The organism is Rothia sp. HMSC061E04 (assembly GCF_001813685.1).
GTDB classification, from domain to species: Bacteria; Actinomycetota; Actinomycetes; order Actinomycetales; family Micrococcaceae; genus Rothia; species Rothia mucilaginosa.
Genome location: NZ_KV813691.1, coordinates 19405 through 38933, shown reverse-complemented (window position 1 = coordinate 38933; position 19529 = coordinate 19405). Strand labels below are relative to the sequence as shown.

15 protein-coding genes and 2 tRNA genes are annotated in these 19529 nt (G+C 60.0%); 1 reads left to right on the top strand and 16 read right to left on the bottom strand.

Features of this window, described 5'->3' with window-relative positions:
• Positions 1–128 precede the first annotated feature (128 nt).
• The 10 genes from HMPREF2927_RS01295 to rpsB form a co-directional block, all read right to left on the bottom strand.
• Complete coding sequence (locus tag HMPREF2927_RS01295) at positions 129–2171, bottom strand: ABC transporter ATP-binding protein/permease (protein ID WP_070684867.1); 2043 nt, start codon at positions 2169–2171, stop codon at positions 129–131.
• Between the two features lie 9 nt (positions 2172–2180).
• On the bottom strand, positions 2181–3371 hold the full coding sequence (locus tag HMPREF2927_RS01290; protein ID WP_005508102.1) for an efflux RND transporter periplasmic adaptor subunit: 1191 nt from the start codon (positions 3369–3371) through the stop codon (positions 2181–2183).
• Positions 3372–3552: 181 nt separating this feature from the next.
• Entirely contained in the window at positions 3553–4407 is an 855-nt protein-coding gene (locus HMPREF2927_RS01285) for a hypothetical protein (protein ID WP_070684865.1), read from the bottom strand.
• 333 nt (positions 4408–4740) lie between these two features.
• Positions 4741–6066, bottom strand: a complete 1326-nt coding sequence (gene dxr, locus HMPREF2927_RS01280) for a 1-deoxy-D-xylulose-5-phosphate reductoisomerase (protein ID WP_070684863.1) — start codon at positions 6064–6066, stop codon at positions 4741–4743.
• 168 nt (positions 6067–6234) lie between these two features.
• Positions 6235–6822 (bottom strand): cell division protein DivIVA, encoded by a 588-nt coding sequence (locus HMPREF2927_RS01275; RefSeq protein ID WP_049341682.1) that lies wholly within the window; start codon positions 6820–6822, stop codon positions 6235–6237.
• A 189-nt stretch (positions 6823–7011) separates the two neighbouring features.
• On the bottom strand, positions 7012–7839 hold the full coding sequence (locus tag HMPREF2927_RS01270) for a phosphatidate cytidylyltransferase (RefSeq protein WP_233992155.1): 828 nt from the start codon (positions 7837–7839) through the stop codon (positions 7012–7014).
• 87 nt (positions 7840–7926) lie between these two features.
• On the bottom strand, positions 7927–8484 hold the full coding sequence (gene frr / locus HMPREF2927_RS01265) for a ribosome recycling factor (protein ID WP_049350195.1): 558 nt from the start codon (positions 8482–8484) through the stop codon (positions 7927–7929).
• 296 nt (positions 8485–8780) lie between these two features.
• A complete protein-coding gene (gene pyrH / locus HMPREF2927_RS01260; protein ID WP_070684859.1) occupies positions 8781–9524 on the bottom strand; it encodes a UMP kinase in 744 nt (247 codons plus the stop codon).
• 195 nt (positions 9525–9719) lie between these two features.
• A complete protein-coding gene (gene tsf, locus HMPREF2927_RS01255; RefSeq protein WP_070684857.1) occupies positions 9720–10550 on the bottom strand; it encodes a translation elongation factor Ts in 831 nt (276 codons plus the stop codon).
• A 153-nt stretch (positions 10551–10703) separates the two neighbouring features.
• The gene (rpsB, locus tag HMPREF2927_RS01250; RefSeq protein ID WP_005508818.1) at positions 10704–11501 is read right to left on the bottom strand and encodes a 30S ribosomal protein S2; all 798 of its coding nucleotides are present in this window, start codon (positions 11499–11501) and stop codon (positions 10704–10706) included.
• Positions 11502–11935: 434 nt separating this feature from the next.
• Here rpsB and HMPREF2927_RS09190 point away from each other — a divergent pair, with 434 nt between their 5' ends.
• Positions 11936–12667: a M23 family metallopeptidase gene (locus HMPREF2927_RS09190; protein ID WP_233992154.1), complete on the top strand. Its 732-nt coding sequence runs from the start codon at positions 11936–11938 to the stop codon at positions 12665–12667.
• Between the two features lie 151 nt (positions 12668–12818).
• On the opposite strand, the gene HMPREF2927_RS01240 is transcribed toward HMPREF2927_RS09190, so the two are convergent.
• The 6 genes from HMPREF2927_RS01240 to HMPREF2927_RS01215 all read right to left on the bottom strand — a co-directional run bounded on the left by HMPREF2927_RS01240 (position 12819) and on the right by HMPREF2927_RS01215 (position 19429).
• Positions 12819–14978 carry a flagellar motor protein gene (locus HMPREF2927_RS01240; protein ID WP_070684855.1) on the bottom strand — a complete coding sequence of 720 codons (2160 nt, stop codon included), beginning with the start codon at positions 14976–14978 and terminating at the stop codon, positions 12819–12821.
• Between the two features lies 1 nt (position 14979).
• Positions 14980–15999 carry a hypothetical protein gene (locus tag HMPREF2927_RS01235; RefSeq protein WP_070684853.1) on the bottom strand — a complete coding sequence of 340 codons (1020 nt, stop codon included), beginning with the start codon at positions 15997–15999 and terminating at the stop codon, positions 14980–14982.
• Positions 16000–16269: 270 nt separating this feature from the next.
• A tRNA-Ile gene (locus HMPREF2927_RS01230) sits at positions 16270–16343 on the bottom strand.
• Positions 16344–16452: 109 nt separating this feature from the next.
• On the bottom strand, positions 16453–17658 hold the full coding sequence (locus HMPREF2927_RS01225) for a glycosyltransferase (protein ID WP_070684851.1): 1206 nt from the start codon (positions 17656–17658) through the stop codon (positions 16453–16455).
• Between the two features lie 328 nt (positions 17659–17986).
• The gene (locus HMPREF2927_RS01220) at positions 17987–18859 is read right to left on the bottom strand and encodes a phage holin family protein (RefSeq protein WP_070684849.1); all 873 of its coding nucleotides are present in this window, start codon (positions 18857–18859) and stop codon (positions 17987–17989) included.
• A gap of 497 nt (positions 18860–19356) precedes the next feature.
• A tRNA-Asn gene (locus tag HMPREF2927_RS01215) sits at positions 19357–19429 on the bottom strand.
• Between the last annotated feature and the right edge of the window lie 100 nt (positions 19430–19529).

The window sequence follows — 19529 nt, the reverse complement described above, 5'->3', positions numbered from 1 at the left end:
GACGGGTGCCCCTGCGTAGGCGCGGAGGAAACATACGGCGTGCCATCCCAGACACTGCATGAGGCGAGAGGACGAACACCGCCCCTCTCCAAGCCCCATTCCTGGGGGCAAGCACCTACTCAACGCGACTATCCGGCCGCCAGGGTCTGTGCCGGATCAATACGCGAAGCCTTCGCCGCCGGGTACAGACCAGCCAACACGCCAACCAGCGCACCAGCGCCCAGGCCCAGCAGAATAGTGTCGGCACTAATAATCGGCGTCCAACGGTTCATCAAAGACACAATCGAGATGCCGTTAACCGCCAGCACAATACCAGCCACAGCGCCCAGGATGCCGGTCAGCAACGCCTCCGCCGAGAACTGCAGCAGAATACCCGAAGGGCGCATACCAATAGCCAGACGCAAACCAACCTCACGGCGACGCTCCATCACCGCAACCAAGAACGTATTCATAATGCCCATCGCACCAATCACGAGGGTAATAACGCTCATCGCAAGAAGCATCGTGCGTTGCTGCTGGTCGACAGCCTCACGAAGGGTCTTCGGCTCGGGCGGAACACTCACGCTATACAGGGCTGGACGTTCCGGCGAGAGCGCGTACGGTGCTTCCTCCGCAATCTGGTTTGCGGCACCGGCAACAGTACTCACCACAATCTGAGTGGAACGCTTACCGGTCTGCGCCGCACCGCCACCGGCAGCGGGCTGCGCTTCTTCAACATCGGCACCAGGCTTCGCGCCCAGAGGCAGGTAGACCGAACCGTACGACAGAGTCAGCGAGGGATTCTCCCGCACCACACCGATGACGGTGTACGGCTCATCGTGAATATAGACCGTAACTCCGGGGCTATAGGGCAGCGCAAGCTGGCGCATCACGCTTTCACTGAGCACCACAACCTTATCGTTCCGCTCCACATGCCCCTCGTCGAAAGTGCGGCCCCAAACCAGTTCATGACCCTGCACGCTAAAGATGCTGGGGGTTGCCGCACGGACGGCAGCCGTCACGTTAGCACCGCGCTCACCGAAGTTGTCTGGACCGCGCTGAATATCTGCGGATTCATACAGCTGATCCACCAGCGCGGTACCGGTCACTCCGTTCAGCTGGCTAACACGCCGGTAGTTCTCACTTGCCGCCAGGCTCAAGAGTTCAGTGCGGCTCATGGATTCGGTTCGGGTCGAGCTTATCATCAGGTGCTTAGCCCTAAAAATGTCGAAGCTGTCAGCCAACTGCCCAGAAATGGTGGCGGTCAGACCAACGGTCAGCACGAGCGAAGCGATACCCAGAACCACACCAAGCATGGTGAAGATATTGCGCCTCACCCGGTGCACGGTAGCGTCCCAGGCTTCTTTGAGGGAGGCGAGCGCCCAAGGTGCACGACCACTGCTCTGTGGCTTAGATGTTTGCTCCTCAGCAAAGCTAGGCAGGTTCAGAGACGCGCGGGCGGTCGTTTCTTCCTGCCGCTGTGCATCCTGCTCGATGAGTTGCCCCTCGTGCATACGTAGCACCCGGTCGCAGTGCTCCGCCACGAGCGGGTCGTGAGTAATCACAATCGTGCTTTGCAGATCACCCGTACATTCACGGAGCAGATCAATGACTTCACGGGTGAGCTCTTCATCCAGCGAGCCGGTCGGCTCATCACAGAGCAACAACGCCGGTTCCCCAATGAGCGCACGAGCAATAGCCACACGCTGCTTTTCACCGCCTGAGAGAGTGGTGATGGGTGCATCCGTTCGGTGGCTCAACCCCAGCAGGGCGAGAGTGTCTTCAACACGTTGCGTTCGTTCCGCTTTGGGCACGCCACGGTAGATGAGCGGTAGCTCAACGTTGCGGTACACGTTCTTATGCTCGATGAGGTGGAACGCCTGGAAGACGAAACCGATGCTGTCCAGGCGCGCTTCAGCACGCTGTGCCGCGTTGAAGGTTGCGGTATCTGTACCGTCCAGCAGGTAGCTGCCGGAGGCGGGCGTGCTGAGCAGACCGAGGATGTTCAGCAGGGTTGATTTGCCGCTGCCGGACGGTCCCAGGATTGCGACGACTTCTCCGTAGCGGACTTTCAGGTCAATATTTTTGAGCACGTCAATTCGAGTGTCACCCTGCATAAAGTGCTGGGACACTCCCTGAATATCGACGCTATAGGCTGGTGGGTGCGCGTGATCGGCGCGGGAGTCAGTCATGGCTACTCCCTACTTTTTCTCGCGCATGATTTTGACGCTGTCGCCTTCGTGCAAGTCACCGGTGACGGCGTTCTTGCCGTTGGCGTTGCTGATGACGGTAACGGTTACCTCGCGTTCTTCGCGGGCCTTCGATCCGTTGGAGCTTTCGGGGCCGAGCACGATGACTCGGGTCTGTCCGTCACGGGTGTAGAGCGCCGATGAGGGCACGACCAGGTGCGCTTCGGGGGTTTCTTCGAGGGTGAGTTCCGCGTTGACGGCGCCTCGGAGGCTGTCCGCCTTATCCCCTACGTCGAGGGTGAGGATGCGTTCCCCTTCGGTGCTTCCTGCCGCACCGGCTGCGCCGTTGAGGTTGGAGCCAGCCGCTCCTTCTGCGCCATTGGCCTGACGACCGGCCTGGCTGTTGCCTGCGGCACCGGCGGCTTCGGTGGTGTTCTTGTATCCGAGGGTTGCGACGTACTCAGTATCACCGAGGGAGGGCACGGTTACCTTCTGACCGCTACGGGCTTCGGGGGTGAGCCTGCCGGTGGTTCCGGTGCAGCTGAGGGTCTTGCTACCTTCTGCGATGGTGGCTACGGGACCGTCTGCGATAGCGCCGGTTGCGCGGGGGTTGCCGGTGACAACTCCGGCACGGTTGATGATGAGGAAGTAGCGGGCGGGAATAGGCTGGTCAGTCTTGACGTGCGCGTAGCCGAGGCTGTCGAGGAGGTTGTTGAGAGCCTCGTAGGTGTCTTCGGTGATGCGCGCGGGCTGCGGGCCCTGACGTCCCATGGCAGTCAGTGCCTCGTTGAGGAGTGCGGCGTCGGGGCCGCTATCGTCGAGTTTGAGGTCGCGGTAGAGCGCGAAGCCGCCGGTGAGGGTGATGAGAGGTTCACCGTTGACTTCTGCGATAAGGGTTCCGTTGCCGACGGTGTCACCGTGTTTGATGGTGATTGCGGTGTACTGTCCTTCGCCGCTGTAGCGTAGCGGGGTTGAGGTGGCGTAGTTCGCGGTGCAGGTCAGGGGCACAGTGGTGCGCAGTTTTTCGCGGGTGACCGTGGCGGTGATGGTGGAGGGGTCCGGGGGTGCCGCTTCCGCGTCTTTTTGGGCGGTGGTTTTGATGTTTTGGGCGCTGATGAGCGTGCCGACGGTGATGATGAGAAGCAGGGCGATAATGCCGTAGAGCCAGAGGGTTTTCTTCTGGCGGGTGGGGGTGGCGCTCATGGTGTCCCTTCTTTGGGTGCGCGTACGGGAACGCTGTTGTCTGTGCCGTTTGGGCTTAGGCGGCGATGCCGTGTGGGGTTAGTTTATGCCCGGCACGGGGATACGTGCCGGGCACAATACGCTGTGACGAGGTGCAGCCTCCGTGGCTACTCTGTACGCCTGTTCTGGATAGTCCGCAGGATTAGCTCAGAATCTTTCGGGCATTCTCTTCAGCAGTTTTCTTAATCGTGGTCACCTGCTCGATGAGACCCTGCTCCTTTTCGAGGAAAGAACTCAGGTAAGCGATAGCAATCTTTCGCTGTTCGGCATCCAGCTCGGTTGCTTCACGGCAGGTCGCATCGTTGATTGCCAGTTCGTGGGTGTCCTGGTTGTTCTGGCGGTACTGTTCGCGACCCATAACCGGCGTGGTGTAGTCTCCTCCGAAGCGTTCTTTCATGCACTGTGCCCACTTCTCGGTGGCGGGCCCAAGATCTTTGAAGATTGCGTCGTTGTTGAGGTAGTGAACCGCGGTAATGTGGACCCTTCGTATGGTCGCGCGGGATTCTTCTGAACCGAAGACTGCACGGGTAGCTTCTTGCTCGCAACCGCCCTTTCCTTCGGTGCTGTAAAGAGCCTGCATTTCGGCTTCGCTCATAGTACGGCTCTGCTCTTCCAGTGCTGTAGTAGTCAAAGAGTAGCGCTCTTCGTATCCGCGAGCGCGGGCGTCCGCAACGGTGAGAGGTTCAAGATCAGCCTGCAGAAGCAGCGAGATTTCAGTTTTTCCTGCAGGAACCTTGTAGTTCGGGAAACCTCGTTCAGCCATGCACTGGCTCAGGGAACGCTGGTAGGCACGGGCAACATTGTCAGAAAGTGAGGCGAGGTTCTCTACTTTTTCGATAGCTTGACTATCAGGGCTCTTGGAGGCGCTATACGCCTTCTCAGCGTTAGCGGACGCCGAGGAGTCGGCACTGGGCTGCCCGGAGGCGCAGGAGCTAAGCAGCAGGGTCAGCGGGAGTAGGGCCCCGGCGAGGGTTCGTAGGGTGTTCTGTCGACGCATAGGTGGGCACTTCCTCGTGAAATATATGCTGCATCTTTGTTTGCTCGTTCAGGGGCTCTTCGTTGTTTGCCCTTGAGAGAACATATTTTGAACACTAGCCTACTATGCGCCGGGGGGGGGAGGCAAGGGGGACGGTATTTATCCTCGCCCCGCTGGTGGGGATGGCACGCCGCATATTTCCTCCGGGATACGGATGGAGGGGCGGTGTCGTCCGAAAGTGACATCAGGGTGCCCGAAGCGAAGCGAGGGCGGGTGCCCCTGTCGGAACGAGGACGAACACCGTCCCTCCTGCAACAGCTGTACTTCCCGCACAAGCAGGAAGAAAGCCGTCTTCTAGTTGCCGGTCATGCCCAGCAGCTCATTCGCGCGAACGCGAGCCCAACGCTCCGCGTTCAGCACAGCCTCCAGCGTCAAATCAGAGTCGGAGACAGCCTCAGCGCTGCCGGTGTGCTCTTCCAGCACGCGTGCCACCGAATCGACAATGTCGGTAAAGCGAATCGCGCCCGCATGGAATGCTGCCACGGCTTCCTCATTGGCGGCGTTGAACACTGCCGGATGGGTGCCGCCGACCTTACCGGCGTTCTTGATCATTCGCACGGCGGGGAATGCTTCCTCGTCCAGCGGCTCAAAAGTCCAGGATGCCGCCTTCGACCAGTCACAAGCAGGCACGGCGCCGGGGATGCGGTGCGGCCAGGTCAGACCCAGCGCGATGGGCAGAACCATGCTCGGCGGGGACGCCTGCGCAATGGTCGAGCCGTCTACGAACTGCACCATGGAATGCACGATGGACTGCGGGTGAACCGCCACGTCAATACGGTCCAGGTCCACGCCAAACAGGTGGTGTGCCTCAAGCACTTCGAGTGCCTTGTTGACCATGGTTGCCGAGTTGGTGGTGACGACCAGGCCCATATCCCAGGTGGGGTGTGCGAGCGCCTGCGCGGGGGTCACGTCGTGTAGCTGTTCACGCTTGTAGCCGCGGAACGGGCCGCCCGATGCGGTGAGGATGAGTCGGTCGATTTCTGCATCGGTTCCGGAGGCGAGCGCCTGCGCGAGGGCGGAGTGTTCGGAGTCGACAGGCACCATGGGGGTGTTCAGGGGGGATGCGTCGACGGCGGCGCGTACGAGCGGGCCGCCTGCGATGAGGGATTCCTTGTTGGCCAGTGCCACGCGGTAGCCGCTGTTGAGGGCGGTGAGGGTCGGTTCCAGGCCGATGGAGCCGGTGATGCCGTTGAGGACGGTGTCTGCCGGGTGTGCTGCCGCCTGTACGGAGGCTTCGGCACCGTGGGCGATTTGCGGGGTGTAGCCGGTGGCGCCTGCTTCGGAGGCTGCCGCTTCGATGAGTTCGCGGAGGCGCTGCGCGTCGTCGGAGGTGCCGCTGGTGGCGACCAGTTCGGCGCGCACGTGCACTGCCTGGCGTGCGAGCAGTTCGAGGGATCGGGAGCCTGCGGAGAGGGCGACGACCTTCAGCGGTGCGTCGGCGGCGGAGGCACTGGTGCCTTTGAGCGCGGCGAGATGGTCGATGACTTCCATGGCTTGGGTGCCGATGGAGCCGGTTGAGCCGAGGAGGGTGACGCGCTGCGGTGCGCGGGTGAGTTCTGTGAGGGCGTCGGTGAGGCGGTCGCGGTTGCCGCCGACTCGTGCTGAGGATCCAAACTTCATGGTTCTAGTGTCTCATGAGCTCGCGGGTACGTTCGGGTACTGGCGCCGCCTCTCATGTTAGAAGGCCCAGTGTAGACGACCCCAGCACAGAAAACCCAGCGCAAAAGACCTCAGCGCAGAAGAATCCCCCACCCTGTCACACGGGGCGGGGGATTCAATGCATACGTTTTAGAGCAGATCCTGCAGCAGCTCAATGCAGCGGTCCAGGAAAGCGTCCACCTGGGATTCCTCGTAGCTGACGGTGCCCGAGGCGGGGCGGAACTTTGCGTGGCGCACCACGGAGGGGTCCAGCGGTTCTTCGCTGTTGAGCTGGGCGTACACGCGGTCGCAGATGGCGTCCACATCGCCGACGAAGTAGCCCATGTGGCGGCGTTTGCTGGGGCGGCGGAAACGCTCACCGGCGGGGCGTTCCAGGCGGCCTGCGAGCAGCTCGCCGGTCTCTACGAGGGAGCGTTCCCAGTTGTCCAGGCCGTACGCCTCAATGTAGCGGCTGCGTTCGAGCTTGGCGAAGCGTTCCTCAATCTTTTCGAGGGCGCGGTCGACCACATCCAGCTGGTAGCCGCCGGGTTCTTCACGGAAGACGACCTGGCGGATCCGTCGGGAGGTGTAGAGGTCTTCGGGCAGTTCGGAGGCTCCGCTGAGCTTCTCGTAGTCCTCGGCAAGGCGGGTGAACAGGCGGTCGACTTCACTGCGCTTGTAGCCGGGTTCGGTTTCTGCTGCACGGGCGAATCCGCCTCCGCGGGTGGTGCTTGCCAAGGTGGCTCCTCTCGACGATTGAACTTTAAGAATACCAATGCTCAGGCTACCTGGCGCAAGGTTGGCGGGCGGTATCTTAGATATAGTCCCCTACGCCCCTGATGCACCGGGTACAACAAAGGCGGGGCGCCCCTCCCCCACTCGTGGGAAGAAACGCCCCGCCTCCATAAGCGATAAAAGCTTCAGGCTTTAGAGCGGCATAATAAACCGGAAAATCAGGCAGCCAGCCGCCGCAGCGAAAAGGATCGAGTCCAGGCGATCCATCATGCCGCCGTGACCGGGCAGGATATTCGACATGTCCTTCACACCCATACGGCGCTTGAACACGGACTCAACCAGGTCACCGGCAGTCGAAGCGACCACCATGACCGCCGCCAGCGGAATAGCCCAATACCAGGGCGAACCCATGACCGCCAAGGCGATAGCGCCAACAACTGCCGAACCGACGAAGGAACCAGCCAGACCCTCCCAGCTTTTCTTCGGGGAGATCTTCGGCGCCATCGGGTGCTTACCCCAATTCACACCGGCAATAAAGCCGAACGTGTCATTGCAGATGGCCATCAGCAGAATCATGAGGATGCCACGCTCGCCGTGGTCCGTCTGGAAGTAGACCATGGCAATACCCAGCATCAGCGGCACCCACAGCAGAGCCAGGGCGCTACCGCTCAAAGACTTACCCAGTGAGACCTGACGGTCAGCACGCACGAGAGCAGAAGAGAGCAGCAGCGCCAGCAGGCTCACCGCCAGGGCGATGCCCAGCCCGGTAAAACCGAACAGGAAAGACACCACCACAATTGCGCCAGACAGGGCACCCAGCAGGTATTCCGGGATGCCGTAGCCGCGGCGGGTGTTGAGCACGTGCCCGATCTCCCAGGTGCCCAAAGCTGCCGCGCCGGTAGCGACCGCAACAAAAACCGGCTGGTAAATCAGGCCCAGCACCAATAGCACGCCGAAACCAACGCCCACACCAATGGCGGCGGGCAGGTTACGGCCAGCTTTGGCGCTGCGTGACTTCACCGGCGTTGCAGCGGTCTGCGGGCTCGGCTGTGGAGCAGGCGGCGCGCCTCTCTCTTCTTTCGCTTCTTTGCGTGTACTCATTAGGGTTTAGACCTCGAGCAGTTCAGCTTCCTTGTGCTTGTACAGTGCGTCGACCTGGTCGATGTGCTTCTTGGTCTGTGCGTCCAGTTCCTTCTCAGCACGTGCGCCTTCGTCTTCACCGATTTCGCTGTCCTTGACCAGCTTGTCAATAGCGGTCTTAGCGTGGCGGCGAACGTTACGGATGGAGATACGAGCCTCTTCAGCCTTGTGGTTGACGAGCTTGGTGTATTCCTTACGGCGCTCAGCGGTCATTTCGGGCATGACAACGCGGATTGCTGCACCGTCGTTGCTGGGGTTAACACCCAGGTCGGAGTCACGCAGAGCCTTCTCGATAGCTGCCAGTGCGGTCACGTCGAAGGGAACGATCTTGACGGTACGTGCGTCCTCAACGTTGAAGGACACCAGCTGCTGCAGCGGGGTCGGTGCACCGTAGTAGTCGGCGGTCAGGCCGCTGAAGATTGCGGGGTTCACACGACCGGTGCGGACCTTAGCGAACTCAGTCTTGGTTGCTTCGATGGTCTTTTCCATCTTCTCGCCGGCTTCGGCAAGGATTTCTTCGATCACGAAAGGATCTCCTTTGTCGGTATTCTGGGGTACCAGAATTGTCGGTGGGTGCGCGTTCAGCCTTCATGATTTCCCTACCGGTTCGCGGCGCATCCGAGGCGAAAACCGTAAGGATAATGCGAAGTCGATGGGAAAGAGGCAGAACGTCGTATTTGATATAAGTCTAGACGGTACCGGCGGGCATAAGCGAGTTTTAGCGCTTACCCGCGCGGTACCGTCCAGAATAAGTCCGCGCTATCGAGCACGGTCACAGTGTGAGGGCGCGTTCCGTACGCCCAAACCTAAAAATTTAGGGGTTAGCGAGTAACGAGGGTACCCATCTTCTCGCCCAGAATTGCGCGGGTCACGTTGCCGTCACCCTGCATGCCGAACACGCGCATGGTCACGTTGTTGTCGCGGCACAGGGAGAACGCGGTCTGATCCAGCACGCGGATGTTGCGCTGCATTGCCTCATCGTAGGTGAGGTTGTACAGGCGCTCAGCGTTGGGGTCCTTGTTCGGGTCAGCAGTGTAGATGCCGTCCACGCCGTTCTTAGCCACCAGAACCTCATCTGCGTGGATTTCCAGGGCGCGCTGAGCAGCCACTGTGTCGGTGGAGAAGTAGGGCAGACCCGCACCAGCACCGAAGATCACGACGCGGTCCTTCTGCATGTGGCGAATCGCGCGGCGAGGAATGTAAGTCTCAGCAACCTGCGGCATGGTGATAGCCGACTGAACACGGGTGTCAATACCCTCCTGCTCCAGGAAGTCCTGCAGAGCCAGGGAGTTCATCACGGTGCCGAGCATACCCATGTAGTCTGCACGGGAGCGATCCATACCCGCCTGAGAGAGTTCAGCGCCACGGAAGAAGTTACCGCCACCAATCACGATGGAAGTCTCAACTTCGCCAACGGTTGCGGCGATCTGCTTGGCGATGCTGCGCACGACCTCGGTCGAAATACCAACTTCGCCGCCACCAAAAACCTCACCGGAAAGCTTGAGCAAAACGCGGCGACGGCCGGTCTCGTCATGGTGAATCGGGTGCGAAATAGCTTCGGTCATGGTTCCTCCAGTGGCTTACCTAGGGGTTGTTATAGGTGATCGGGGCGGACTCCTGCCGCCTAGTCCTTATCAAGGATACAGCAAAGCCGGGTAGCCACCAGTGGTGACTACCCGGCTTCAGGCTATAATCCCAACCTCATACGATTTCCCTTACCGGGAACCCGCAATACGGGAGGACAGAACTGCAGCGAGTCCTTATGCACCCACGCGGAAACGTGCGAATGCGGTAGCGGTTGCGCCAGCCTCGGACAGAACCTGTGCAACAGACTTCTTTGCGTCCTTTGCGAAGTCCTGGTCGAGCAGGGTGTTCTCCTTGAAGAAGCCCTTCAGGCGACCCTCAACGATCTTGTCCAGAATCTTCTCGGGCTTGCCCTCAGCGATTGCGGTCTCGCGAGCAACGCGCTTCTCGGTCTCGATCTGGTCTGCGGGGATGGACTCGGAATCCAGGTACTTGGGGCTCATTGCAGCAATGTGAACTGCAACGTCGTGTGCGACCTCTTCGGTGTTCTCACCGGAAACAGCCAGCAGAACGCCGACCTGTGCGGGCAGGTCCTTGGAGGTCTTGTGCAGGTAAACTGCAACGTTCTCGCCCTCAACGCGTGCAATGCGGCGGACAACGATCTTCTCGCCCAGCAGTGCGCCAGCGTCGGTGGTCAGCTCCTCAACGGTCTTGCCCTCGTAGGATGCAGCCTGCAGCTCTTCCAGGGTGGAAGCGTCAGCAGCAATAGCAGCCTCGAGCACGTTCTGACCGAAAGCGATGAAGGGGTCGGACTTTGCCACGAAGTCGGTCTCGGAGTTGACCTCAACCATGTAGCCAACGCCGTTCTCAACGCGTGCAGCCACCAGGCCCTCAGCGGTTGCGCGACCCTCGCGCTTGGTGATGCCCTTCAGACCCTTAACGCGGATGATCTCGGCAGCCTTCTGCTGGTCGCCGTTAGCCTCGTCCAGAGCCTTCTTGACGTCGAGCATACCTGCGCCGGTCTTCTCGCGCAGTGCCTTGATGTCTGCTGCGGTGTAGTTCGCCATTGTGAACTCCTTGTGTTGCTGTAATAAATCGGGATGACATCCCGGTGGTACATATGGCGGACGGCGCCGCGCCCAGGTCAGGGCGGGCGCCGTCCGAACGTGGTCCCCGCGGGCGGGGGCCACAAAGCATAAAGCTTAGTGGGCTAAGAAAGCTTACTTAGCTGCCTCTTCAGCCTGTGCAGCCTCGTGCTGCTCCAGGAGCTCGCGCTCCCAAGCTGCCATGGGCTCCTCAGCTGCTTCAGCCTTGCCGTTCTTCTTAGCGTTGCGCTCGATCAGGCCGGCTGCCACTGCGTCAGCAATCACGCGGGTGAGCAGGTTGACGGAGCGGATAGCGTCGTCGTTACCGGGGATCGGGAAAGCAACCTCGTCGGGGTCGCAGTTGGTGTCGAGGATAGCAACAACGGGGATGCCCAGCTTCTGAGCCTCGTTAACTGCCAGGTGCTCCTTCTTGGTGTCAACAACCCACAGGAGGGAGGGAACCTTGGACAGGTTACGGATACCGCCGAGGGTCTTCTCGAGCTTCTCGAACTCGCGACGCATGAGGAGCAGTTCCTTCTTGGTGTAGCGAGAACCTGCTACATCGTCGAAGTCAATCTGCTCGAGTTCCTTCATGCGCTCGATGCTCTTGGAGATGGTGCTGAAGTTGGTCAGCATACCACCGAGCCAGCGGTGGTTCACGTAGGGCATGTTCACGCGGGTTGCCTGCTCAGCGATAACTTCCTGAGCCTGCTTCTTGGTACCCACGAACAGGATGTTGCCACCGTGTGCGACGGTCGACTTAACAGCCTCGTATGCCTTGTCGATGAAGGCGAGGGACTGCTGCAGGTCGATGATGTAGATGCCGTTGCGCTCGGTCAGGATGAAACGCTTCATCTTGGGGTTCCAACGGCGGGTCTGGTGACCGAAGTGAACGCCGGAGTCCAGCATTTCACGCATAGTTACGACGGGCATGTCGTCTCCTTTGTGGTGCCGCGCGGACCTCCCATTCGGGCTAGCCCAACGCGCGCATAGTAGTTATCAGTTTTTCCTGGCGGCGGTTAGCGTTCACGGTTACCCGTTCAGCTCAGGCCCTAACCACCCCGTGTGGGTGGACCGAAGGTCCCTTATCGGCTCCCCGTTTGAGGATGCCGCTCACGCCGCGCGTCGTCAGTGATGCTGTGCGGAATGCCTCGAAGAGGGAGAATACCCGCGCAGGCACACTGCAATACGACATTGTACCGTATATTCCGCGATTAATCCGCCGGATTAGGGGTAAAACCTGCGCAGGCACGGCGGGTGTGTGCAGGAGCACTGTGGATAAAGAATTTTAAGACGAAAACGGCGGGGTTATCCACAATTTTTCATGAGGTGCTGCGGGGCGAGGCAATTCGTGATGTGCTCAGAAGATGAAGCAGAACATGAAGACGTTAGCGACAACGCTACGGCGCACGATGCTGGTGGCGTGCTACCTGCTGGGTGCACTTGTGAGCGCGGGTGGGCAGGGCTACGCGGGCAGCCAGGGTTATTTGGGCAGCCAGGATTATTCGGGTTGGCTCAGTTTTACAGGCGGGGCTGGTGTTACTGACGGTGCCACCTCAGGTGCGCAAGCTCCCAGCAGTACGCACGTTCCCAGCACGGTTGAGCTCACCGCGAGCCGACTACGCTACCGCTCCCCCACCGCCGACTCCAGACCTCGGGTGATCCGCCCCTTTGAGAAGCCCGCCCAACGCTGGAGCGCGGGGCACCGCGGCGTAGACCTTGCCGTACCCGAGAACGACCGGCGCGTCTACGCACCGGCACCGGGAAAAGTGGTTTTCAGCGGCACGGTCGTCAACCGCAAAGTGTTGGTCATTGCGCATCCGGATGGGCGGCGCAGCACCTTCGAACCCATGAATGAAACGCTCCCGGTCGGCACCACGGTTACAGCCGGTGATGTCATCGGTACCGTCGCAGACGCGGCGGGCGGCAACGGCGAGCAATCCTACCGGCGATGCTCCGCCCCCTGCCTGTACTGGGGAGTACGACAGGGAGGCGCCCGCAGGGACGGCAGCGGCAAGACCGCCGAGTACATCAACCCCATGAGCCTGCTGGGGTCGAAGGAGCCGAGCATTTTGCTTCCCGTGCCAGGCGGATATTAGGCGCGGGTACTGGATATTAGGCGCGGGTACTTGCGCCGAGCATGAGCCGAACCAGATACAGCTGTGGCCCGTCACCTCCGACAAAGGAGGCAACGGGCCACAGGAGCCAGCCTGGGTTGTGCTCACTAGCGTAGGCGCTAGAGGCAGCTACTTACTGGAGGACGTCACCGTCATCAGCACCGAACTGGTTCGGCTGTGCAGACTGGTTGGGCTGTGCAGGCTGCTCAGTCGGAGGGATATACGCGGGCATTGCCTTGGTCGGTTCGTTCTCGCCGTAGTTCACGCCGTGTTGCGGGGTGAACACCTGAGTCGGCGAATCATCACCCGCGGCGTAGGCGGTGTTCTGCGCCGGGTAGCCACCCTGTGCCTGGTAACCGGGATGAGCAGCGTAGCCACCCTGTGCCGGGTAGCCGTTCTGTACGTCAGCCTGGGTTGCACCGTAACCGGTCGCAACACCCGCAGCAGCGCCAAGGGCCGCAGCCGAAGCAGCACGACGCTCACGGCCCTTCGCACGAGCCGCCGCGATCTTCTTGCGGAACAGGAAGAGCAGAACCAGGATGAGCAGCATCAGACCCACAATAACCGCATCCACGATTACGTCGGTCATGCTCAGACCGGACACCGGAACAGTCAACGCGTTACCGCTAAACACACCGTTCTCACTCTTGACGCTCAGCTCGCCACCATTGACGGTGAACTGTACGCCGGCACGCGCCAAATCATAGTTGAGGGTGTTCACCTTCTGCTGGTCCAGCGAGGAGAAGGTCGGCGCCTTGAAAGTGAGCTCGTAAGGAACACGGTAGTAGTTACCCAGCTTCTGAGCGAGCTTAATATCCGGCTTCAGAGTGTAGTCACTGCCGAAGGGGTGGTAGCCACCGGAGCGGGTGACGGTCACCTTCGATTCGGGCAGGTATTCATTCAGGTGCTGGTTGAACTCAGCTTCGTCTTTACCGCGAACCTTCACACTCACGATGGTGGCGTCGCCGTCCTGGCGGACCTCAGTCTCGTCATTGCTACCACCAGCAAAAGCATTCTTCAGCGCCTCTTCTGCACCAGCTACGTCAGAGCTCGGGAAGGAGTAGAGGAAACGTGCCTCCATGGAACCGTCCAGGCCCAGGGAAGTAGCCACCTTCATGCCCTTCATAGTCACCTGCTGCGAAAGGTAACGGCTCAGGTGAAGGACGCTCTTCGAAGAGGAAGAGCCAGAGTTGCCGGTGTTATCAACCTGATAGCTGTGGTCGGAGCTGTCCTTCAGGATGACTTCCAGGCCGTTGCCTTCCGGAGAGCACAGCAACGAGCAGTCCAGCACGCCCTTCATAGTCTTGCGCACATAGAAGGTCTTCGACTCTTCCTTGACCTCTCGGGTGTAGCTCAAATCGGTGGTACCTGCACCCAGCAGCTTCTTCAGCTTAGTGTTCAGGTCGTCCAGGGAGGATGCGCTGAAGGTCAGGGTACGACCCACTTCTTCCTTCGCCGCGCTGGTAGAAGCAGAGGGAGCCATGTAGGTTGCCTGGGAAGACTCCAGCCTCTTCTTCAGCTCTGAGCCTTCAGGCTTGACCTGGTTCAGATAGGCGTCGACCGTAGCAGCGGTCTCCGAGTTCATGATGTCCTTCGCTACGAAGGAGGCAGTAGCAGAGTAGCCACCGTCCTTTTCCTGAAGCTCAAGAACCATCGCCTTGAAGCCACGGTCCTGCACGTCCTTCGCAGAGATAGTGGAACCGCCGGAATTCTTTACTTCCTTCTCGCCAAACTTCACAGTGGTTTCGCTGCCGCTGCTGTTGAACACACTGTTCTTGTTGGAGGATTCAATCACGCCATCAACAACAAGAGCTTCAGGGAGCCAATCCAGCAGCTCCTTCGAGCTGAAGTTTTCCTTCACCTGGATACCCTGCACCAGGCCCTGCTCGGTATTGAGAATAGTGACGGTAGGCTCGGTCTTGGAACCAGCAGCCTTCAGGATAGAAGCAACCTTGTTACGGTACTCATCCACAGAGGAGAAGGGAATGGTGAAGGTCGCACGTGCCTTGTCACCCTCAGACTGAATACCACCGTATTCCAGGCCCTCGGGCAGGTGCTTACGCACGGACGCATCCAGAGCCTCCGAACCACCCTTAATCTTGTCCTTGTTGTCCTTGAGGTTAAAGGAAACCAGCATGGTGCGGGTACCCTTCTCAGCGCTCTCAAGGCCCAGCTGAGTCTCAATCCTCGCACCGCAGGCGCTCAGAATCAGGGCGGCAATGGTCAGCAGAACCGCCAGGAATATCCAACGCTGACGAGTCGGTGCGCTCGGGACGTGAGTCATCGCGTGCATACTAGGCTCCCATCAGGCGAATAGCCACGTAGTAAACAATCATGGAGGCAAAAACCCAAGCAGTGCTCAACGCTGCGTGCATGATAATCGGGGACTTCGCGAAGCGGCCCAGACGGTTCAGACCCAGGTAGGTGAGCGCCTCGCCCGAGAACACGGCGAAAGCAAGCACCAGGACCATGAGCATGGTCAGGAAGGACGCACCGTCACCGCTACGGCTGAGAGTCATGAAGAACATGAGCAGGTTCAACAGCAGGAACGAAGGAATCAGCACCAGCGAAGAAACCGACACGGCATGCATACTCACGGTGAAGGAGGTCGGCGCCTTACCGATACGCGCGGTCAGCTGCAGCTGCACACCGCGCAGAACCTGCACACCGAAGATTGCAAGAGCCATCAGCACGTACGCCAGAATCATGCGTCCGGTCGGTACAGCCTGTGCTGCGTAGGCACCACCGTAAGCGGCACCGCCTCGACCGCCGAACATGTAGCCCACCATGGACATTGCGATGACGGCAGCCAGGATAACCAGCTGGCTGAAGAAGAAGGCACCCACCAGCGCCTGCAAAGTCGTGGGAACGATCCAACCCCACACACCTGCGGAAGAGATGCGGGCGTGCGCGGTCGCCGGGTTGCTGGAGAAAACATCCAGGAACGCGTTCCAGGTAGCACCCAGTGCCTTCACCGCCGGATGCGGTGCGCTCGGCACATAGGTTGCCTGGCCGGGCTGACCCGACTGAGCGACACCGGGCTGGGCCGCATCGGGCTGAGGTGCGACGGCAGGCTGACCGGGCTGTGCGGGGGCTGCCTGAGCCTCTGCATTCGGCTGTGCATTAGCGTTTGCCTGAGCGGTCTGAGACGCCTGCTGCGGCTGGACGGGCTGCTGAGGCTGAGCAACCTGAGCTACGTTACCCGGCTGAGCAGACAGCGAAGCGTCCTGCGCGGGGTGCACACCGGCATCGTAGCCGTAGCCTCCTGCAGCAGATGCGCCCTGCGACGGGTTGTTGGGAGTGTTCTCCGACATTGAGATCCTCTCACATGGTGTGCGGATGCAACACCTACCGGCTGAATCGGCATCTACCGGCGGCATCACACTGTCTTTCGTGACAAGACTCTTCAACCCTACCCTATTGAACGCTATGATGAGCTGTCGTTCGTCATTTACTCATTTTCATCACCGTTGATGCATTCCATGCACGAAAATAGCGCCCCGATAGCACCGCAAAAGAGCACGAAAAGAGGGCGCAAAAAGCCCCGCCCGCCGACAAGTGGGTGAAGTCGACGGGCGGGGCCGTAGGGAGTGCGGGGCTCGAACCCGCGACCAAGGGATTATGAGTCCCCTGCTCTAACCGGCTGAGCTAACTCCCCATCCGGTGCAGTGACGGCACGCAATGGGCACCAGCACCATCCTCTAGAGTACCTGAACAGCGACTGAAAACGAAAAACACTCAATCCACCACCCAGCGGCTAGAGAACCTTAGCGGCGCGAATCCAGGTAATGCTGGTACGGAGCGTCACTCACGTACAGTTCCTCGAAGGTGCGCCAGGTGTTCTCAGCGCTGTGGAAGCCCACGATGCGGCGGGACTCACGACCCATCTGCTCACGCTCAGCAGCGGGCAGGGAGAGCACGGCCTCCAACTTCTTCGCCAAATCCTGAGCGTTATTGGGTTCGAAGAGGTAGCCGTTCACGCCGTCCTCCACCAGGTGCGGCAGAGCCAGCGCATTCGCGAGCACCACGGGGGTGGAGGCACTCATCGCCTCCAGGGAAACCAGGGACTGCAGTTCGGCGGTACCGGGCTGGCAGAACACATCAGCCATCTGGTACACCTCGGGCAGATGCTCATCCGGAACGAAGCCACGGAAAATCACGCGGTCGGACACGCCGCAATCGTGCGCCTTCTGTTCAAGAGCCTCACGTAGCTCGCCACCACCGGCGATATCCAGCACCACGTGCTCGAGGGTATCGGGCAGCAGGGAGAGCGCCTCGATAAGCACGTCCACGTTCTTCTCTTCGGCAAGACGACCCACGAAGGCAATACGCAGCTCACCTGGAACCTTGCCGGCGTCAGCACCCTCAGCCAGCTCGTAGTCGCTGATCTCAATACCGTTAGAAACCGGCATGACGGGGCGGTCAAAATGACCCAGGTCGCGCATCGCATCCGCACCAATCTGGGTGGGGGTGGTAACGACCGCAGTCTTAGAGAAGCAGAAACGCATGTCCCTCCAGGTGACCTTCTCAATCACGCGCTTCACGGGAGCGGGGAAGGGCAGGAACGGGTCAAGGTTCGCCGGCATGAAGTGGTTCGTTGCGATGACACGGATACCGCGGCGCTTCGCCTGGAAGATGAGGGCGCGACCAATAATGTAGTGGCACTGCACGTGCACCACATCCGGGCGGACCTCGTCAAGGATTGCGCCGACCTCGGACCAGATCTCCCAGGGCACGCAGATGCGGTTCGTCTCGTGGGTCGGGGGCAGGTGCGAGCGCAGGCGGTGCTCCACGACGCCGCCCTCTACTTCGGTGCGGTAGCTGGGGCCGGGGATGGGGCTGGCGGCGACCACGTGCACGGAGTGGCCGCGTTTGAGCATGGAGGTGGCGAGGCGGTGACCGAATTGTGCTGCACCGTTGATGTCCGGCGGGTAGGTTTCTGCGCCAATCAGAATCGTCTTTGCCTGTTCCATGACGGGGCTCCTCATCGGGGTGTAGTGTGTCGGTGACTTTGGGGTTTCGGGTGCGACGGTGCGCCGCTTCTACCTCTGTCTGCCGCGTGCACCGGGTGGGTCCAGTACGTACAGCATTTGTCTATTCTACCTGTGAGCTGCGTCCTTCTCCGATTCGTGGAGGGCGGGTTTTGGCTGGGAGTTACCTCTAAACCTCACGTTGAGACAGAAGCCAGCAACCTACCCGTAGACGCACAAACGCCCCGATACGAGTATCGGGGCGTTTTGATGCTTGGCGTTAAACCTGTGCGCCGGCTTTAGCGGCGACTGGGTTTATGGTGTACCGGGTTTAGCGGCGTACCAGGCGGTTCAGGAAGTGCAGGACGGTTGCAATGGATGCGCCCAATGCTGCGAAGGACTTCCAGCGTGCCTGCAGAACCTCGGGCTTGCGCACGTTCTCTGCCAGGCCGCGGCCGGTAGCTGCTGCACCGGCAGCAACCTCGGAGGGCACTGCCTTGAGTGCATCCAGAGCTTGCTGGGTGTTGTTCTGAACGTCGCCGGTGTAGGACTGCAGGTCGTCGCGCAGGGATGCCAGGTGCTGGCGGCGTTCTGCGGTGCGCTGTTTGAGCTCTTCGAAGGTCGGCGGCTTGGGCTCTTCCTCGCCGCGTGCCTTGCGCTCTTCAGCTTCCTGACGTGCGCGTTCTGCTGCTTCTTCAGCTTCCTTAGCCTTCTGCTCTGCACGCTCTGCTTGTTCCTTCTTCAGGCGCTCAGCGGACATGGCGGTACCTTCCTTGAGTACGCCGAGGTCGAAGAGCAGACCGAAGATTGCGGATTCGGGCTTGAACGGCAGCTGTGCCTTGACCTTCTTCAGGCCGACCAGGGCGCAGATTGCCAGGACGATGAGGAAGATGAGGGCGAAGACCAGTGCGGATGCCCAGTAGGGCATGACGGTGCCGAGGCCGAGGATTGCTGCGGCGACCAGCGCAATGATTAGGAACAGACCGAAGACTGCTGCGACGCCGAAGAAGGCTGCGCCCTTACCAACGGCGATGCCCTTGGTCTTCAGCTCGTGCTTTGCAATCTGGATTTCGTCCTTGACCTGGCTGGGTCCGAGGGTCTTGAAGGTTTTGCCAGCGTCGATGATGTTCGCGACGCCGGACTTAATCCCGCTGATGCCAGCAAAGAAACGCTTGGGTGCCTTGGGATTAGTAGTAGTGGTCATGACCACCTCTCCGTGACGTGTTTTTGGAGGCTTCTTTTTCGCACTCCACCTCCTATAGTTTAGCCCCTTATGATACCTCCGCGTGACCGTTTGGGTGGGGGTTTACGCTATCTCTTCAGGTATTTTCGACTTTCTGGAGGCTGTGTTGAGCTGCAGGCGTAGCTTTCTGGGTTTGGTTGCCCCTGTGGATTTGCTTTGGAGTAGGCGTAAGAGAAAGCCGATGCGCCGCTCCCCCGCCGTGCGTTGGGTAGGCGTGTGGTTGATGTGGGCGAGGAACTTCTCTGTGCTTTAGACTTCACATTTTTTGCAGGGTGAAGCATCGTTGCCTCGCCGGGGGCGTAAGCCCGAGGGCCCGAAGGGAGCACCCCAGCGCTCACATAGGGTGGAGTGGTTACTGATTCATGACTTGGAGAGAACGTTCCGACTGGACTCGAACCAGAGGAACAGATAAAGCAAGAACCCCCGAGACGAAGTCTCGAGGGTTCTTGTTTTATACGCTCCCCCGACTGGACTCGAACCAGTAACCCTTCGATTAACAGTCGAATGCTCTGCCAATTGAGCTACGGGGGATTATTTTATTTTCATTGCTGGTTTCCCTTGCAACGAGTAATAACTATACCGGGGCTGTTTGGGCTCCGCAACTTGAAATACTATGAAGTGCATCACTTTT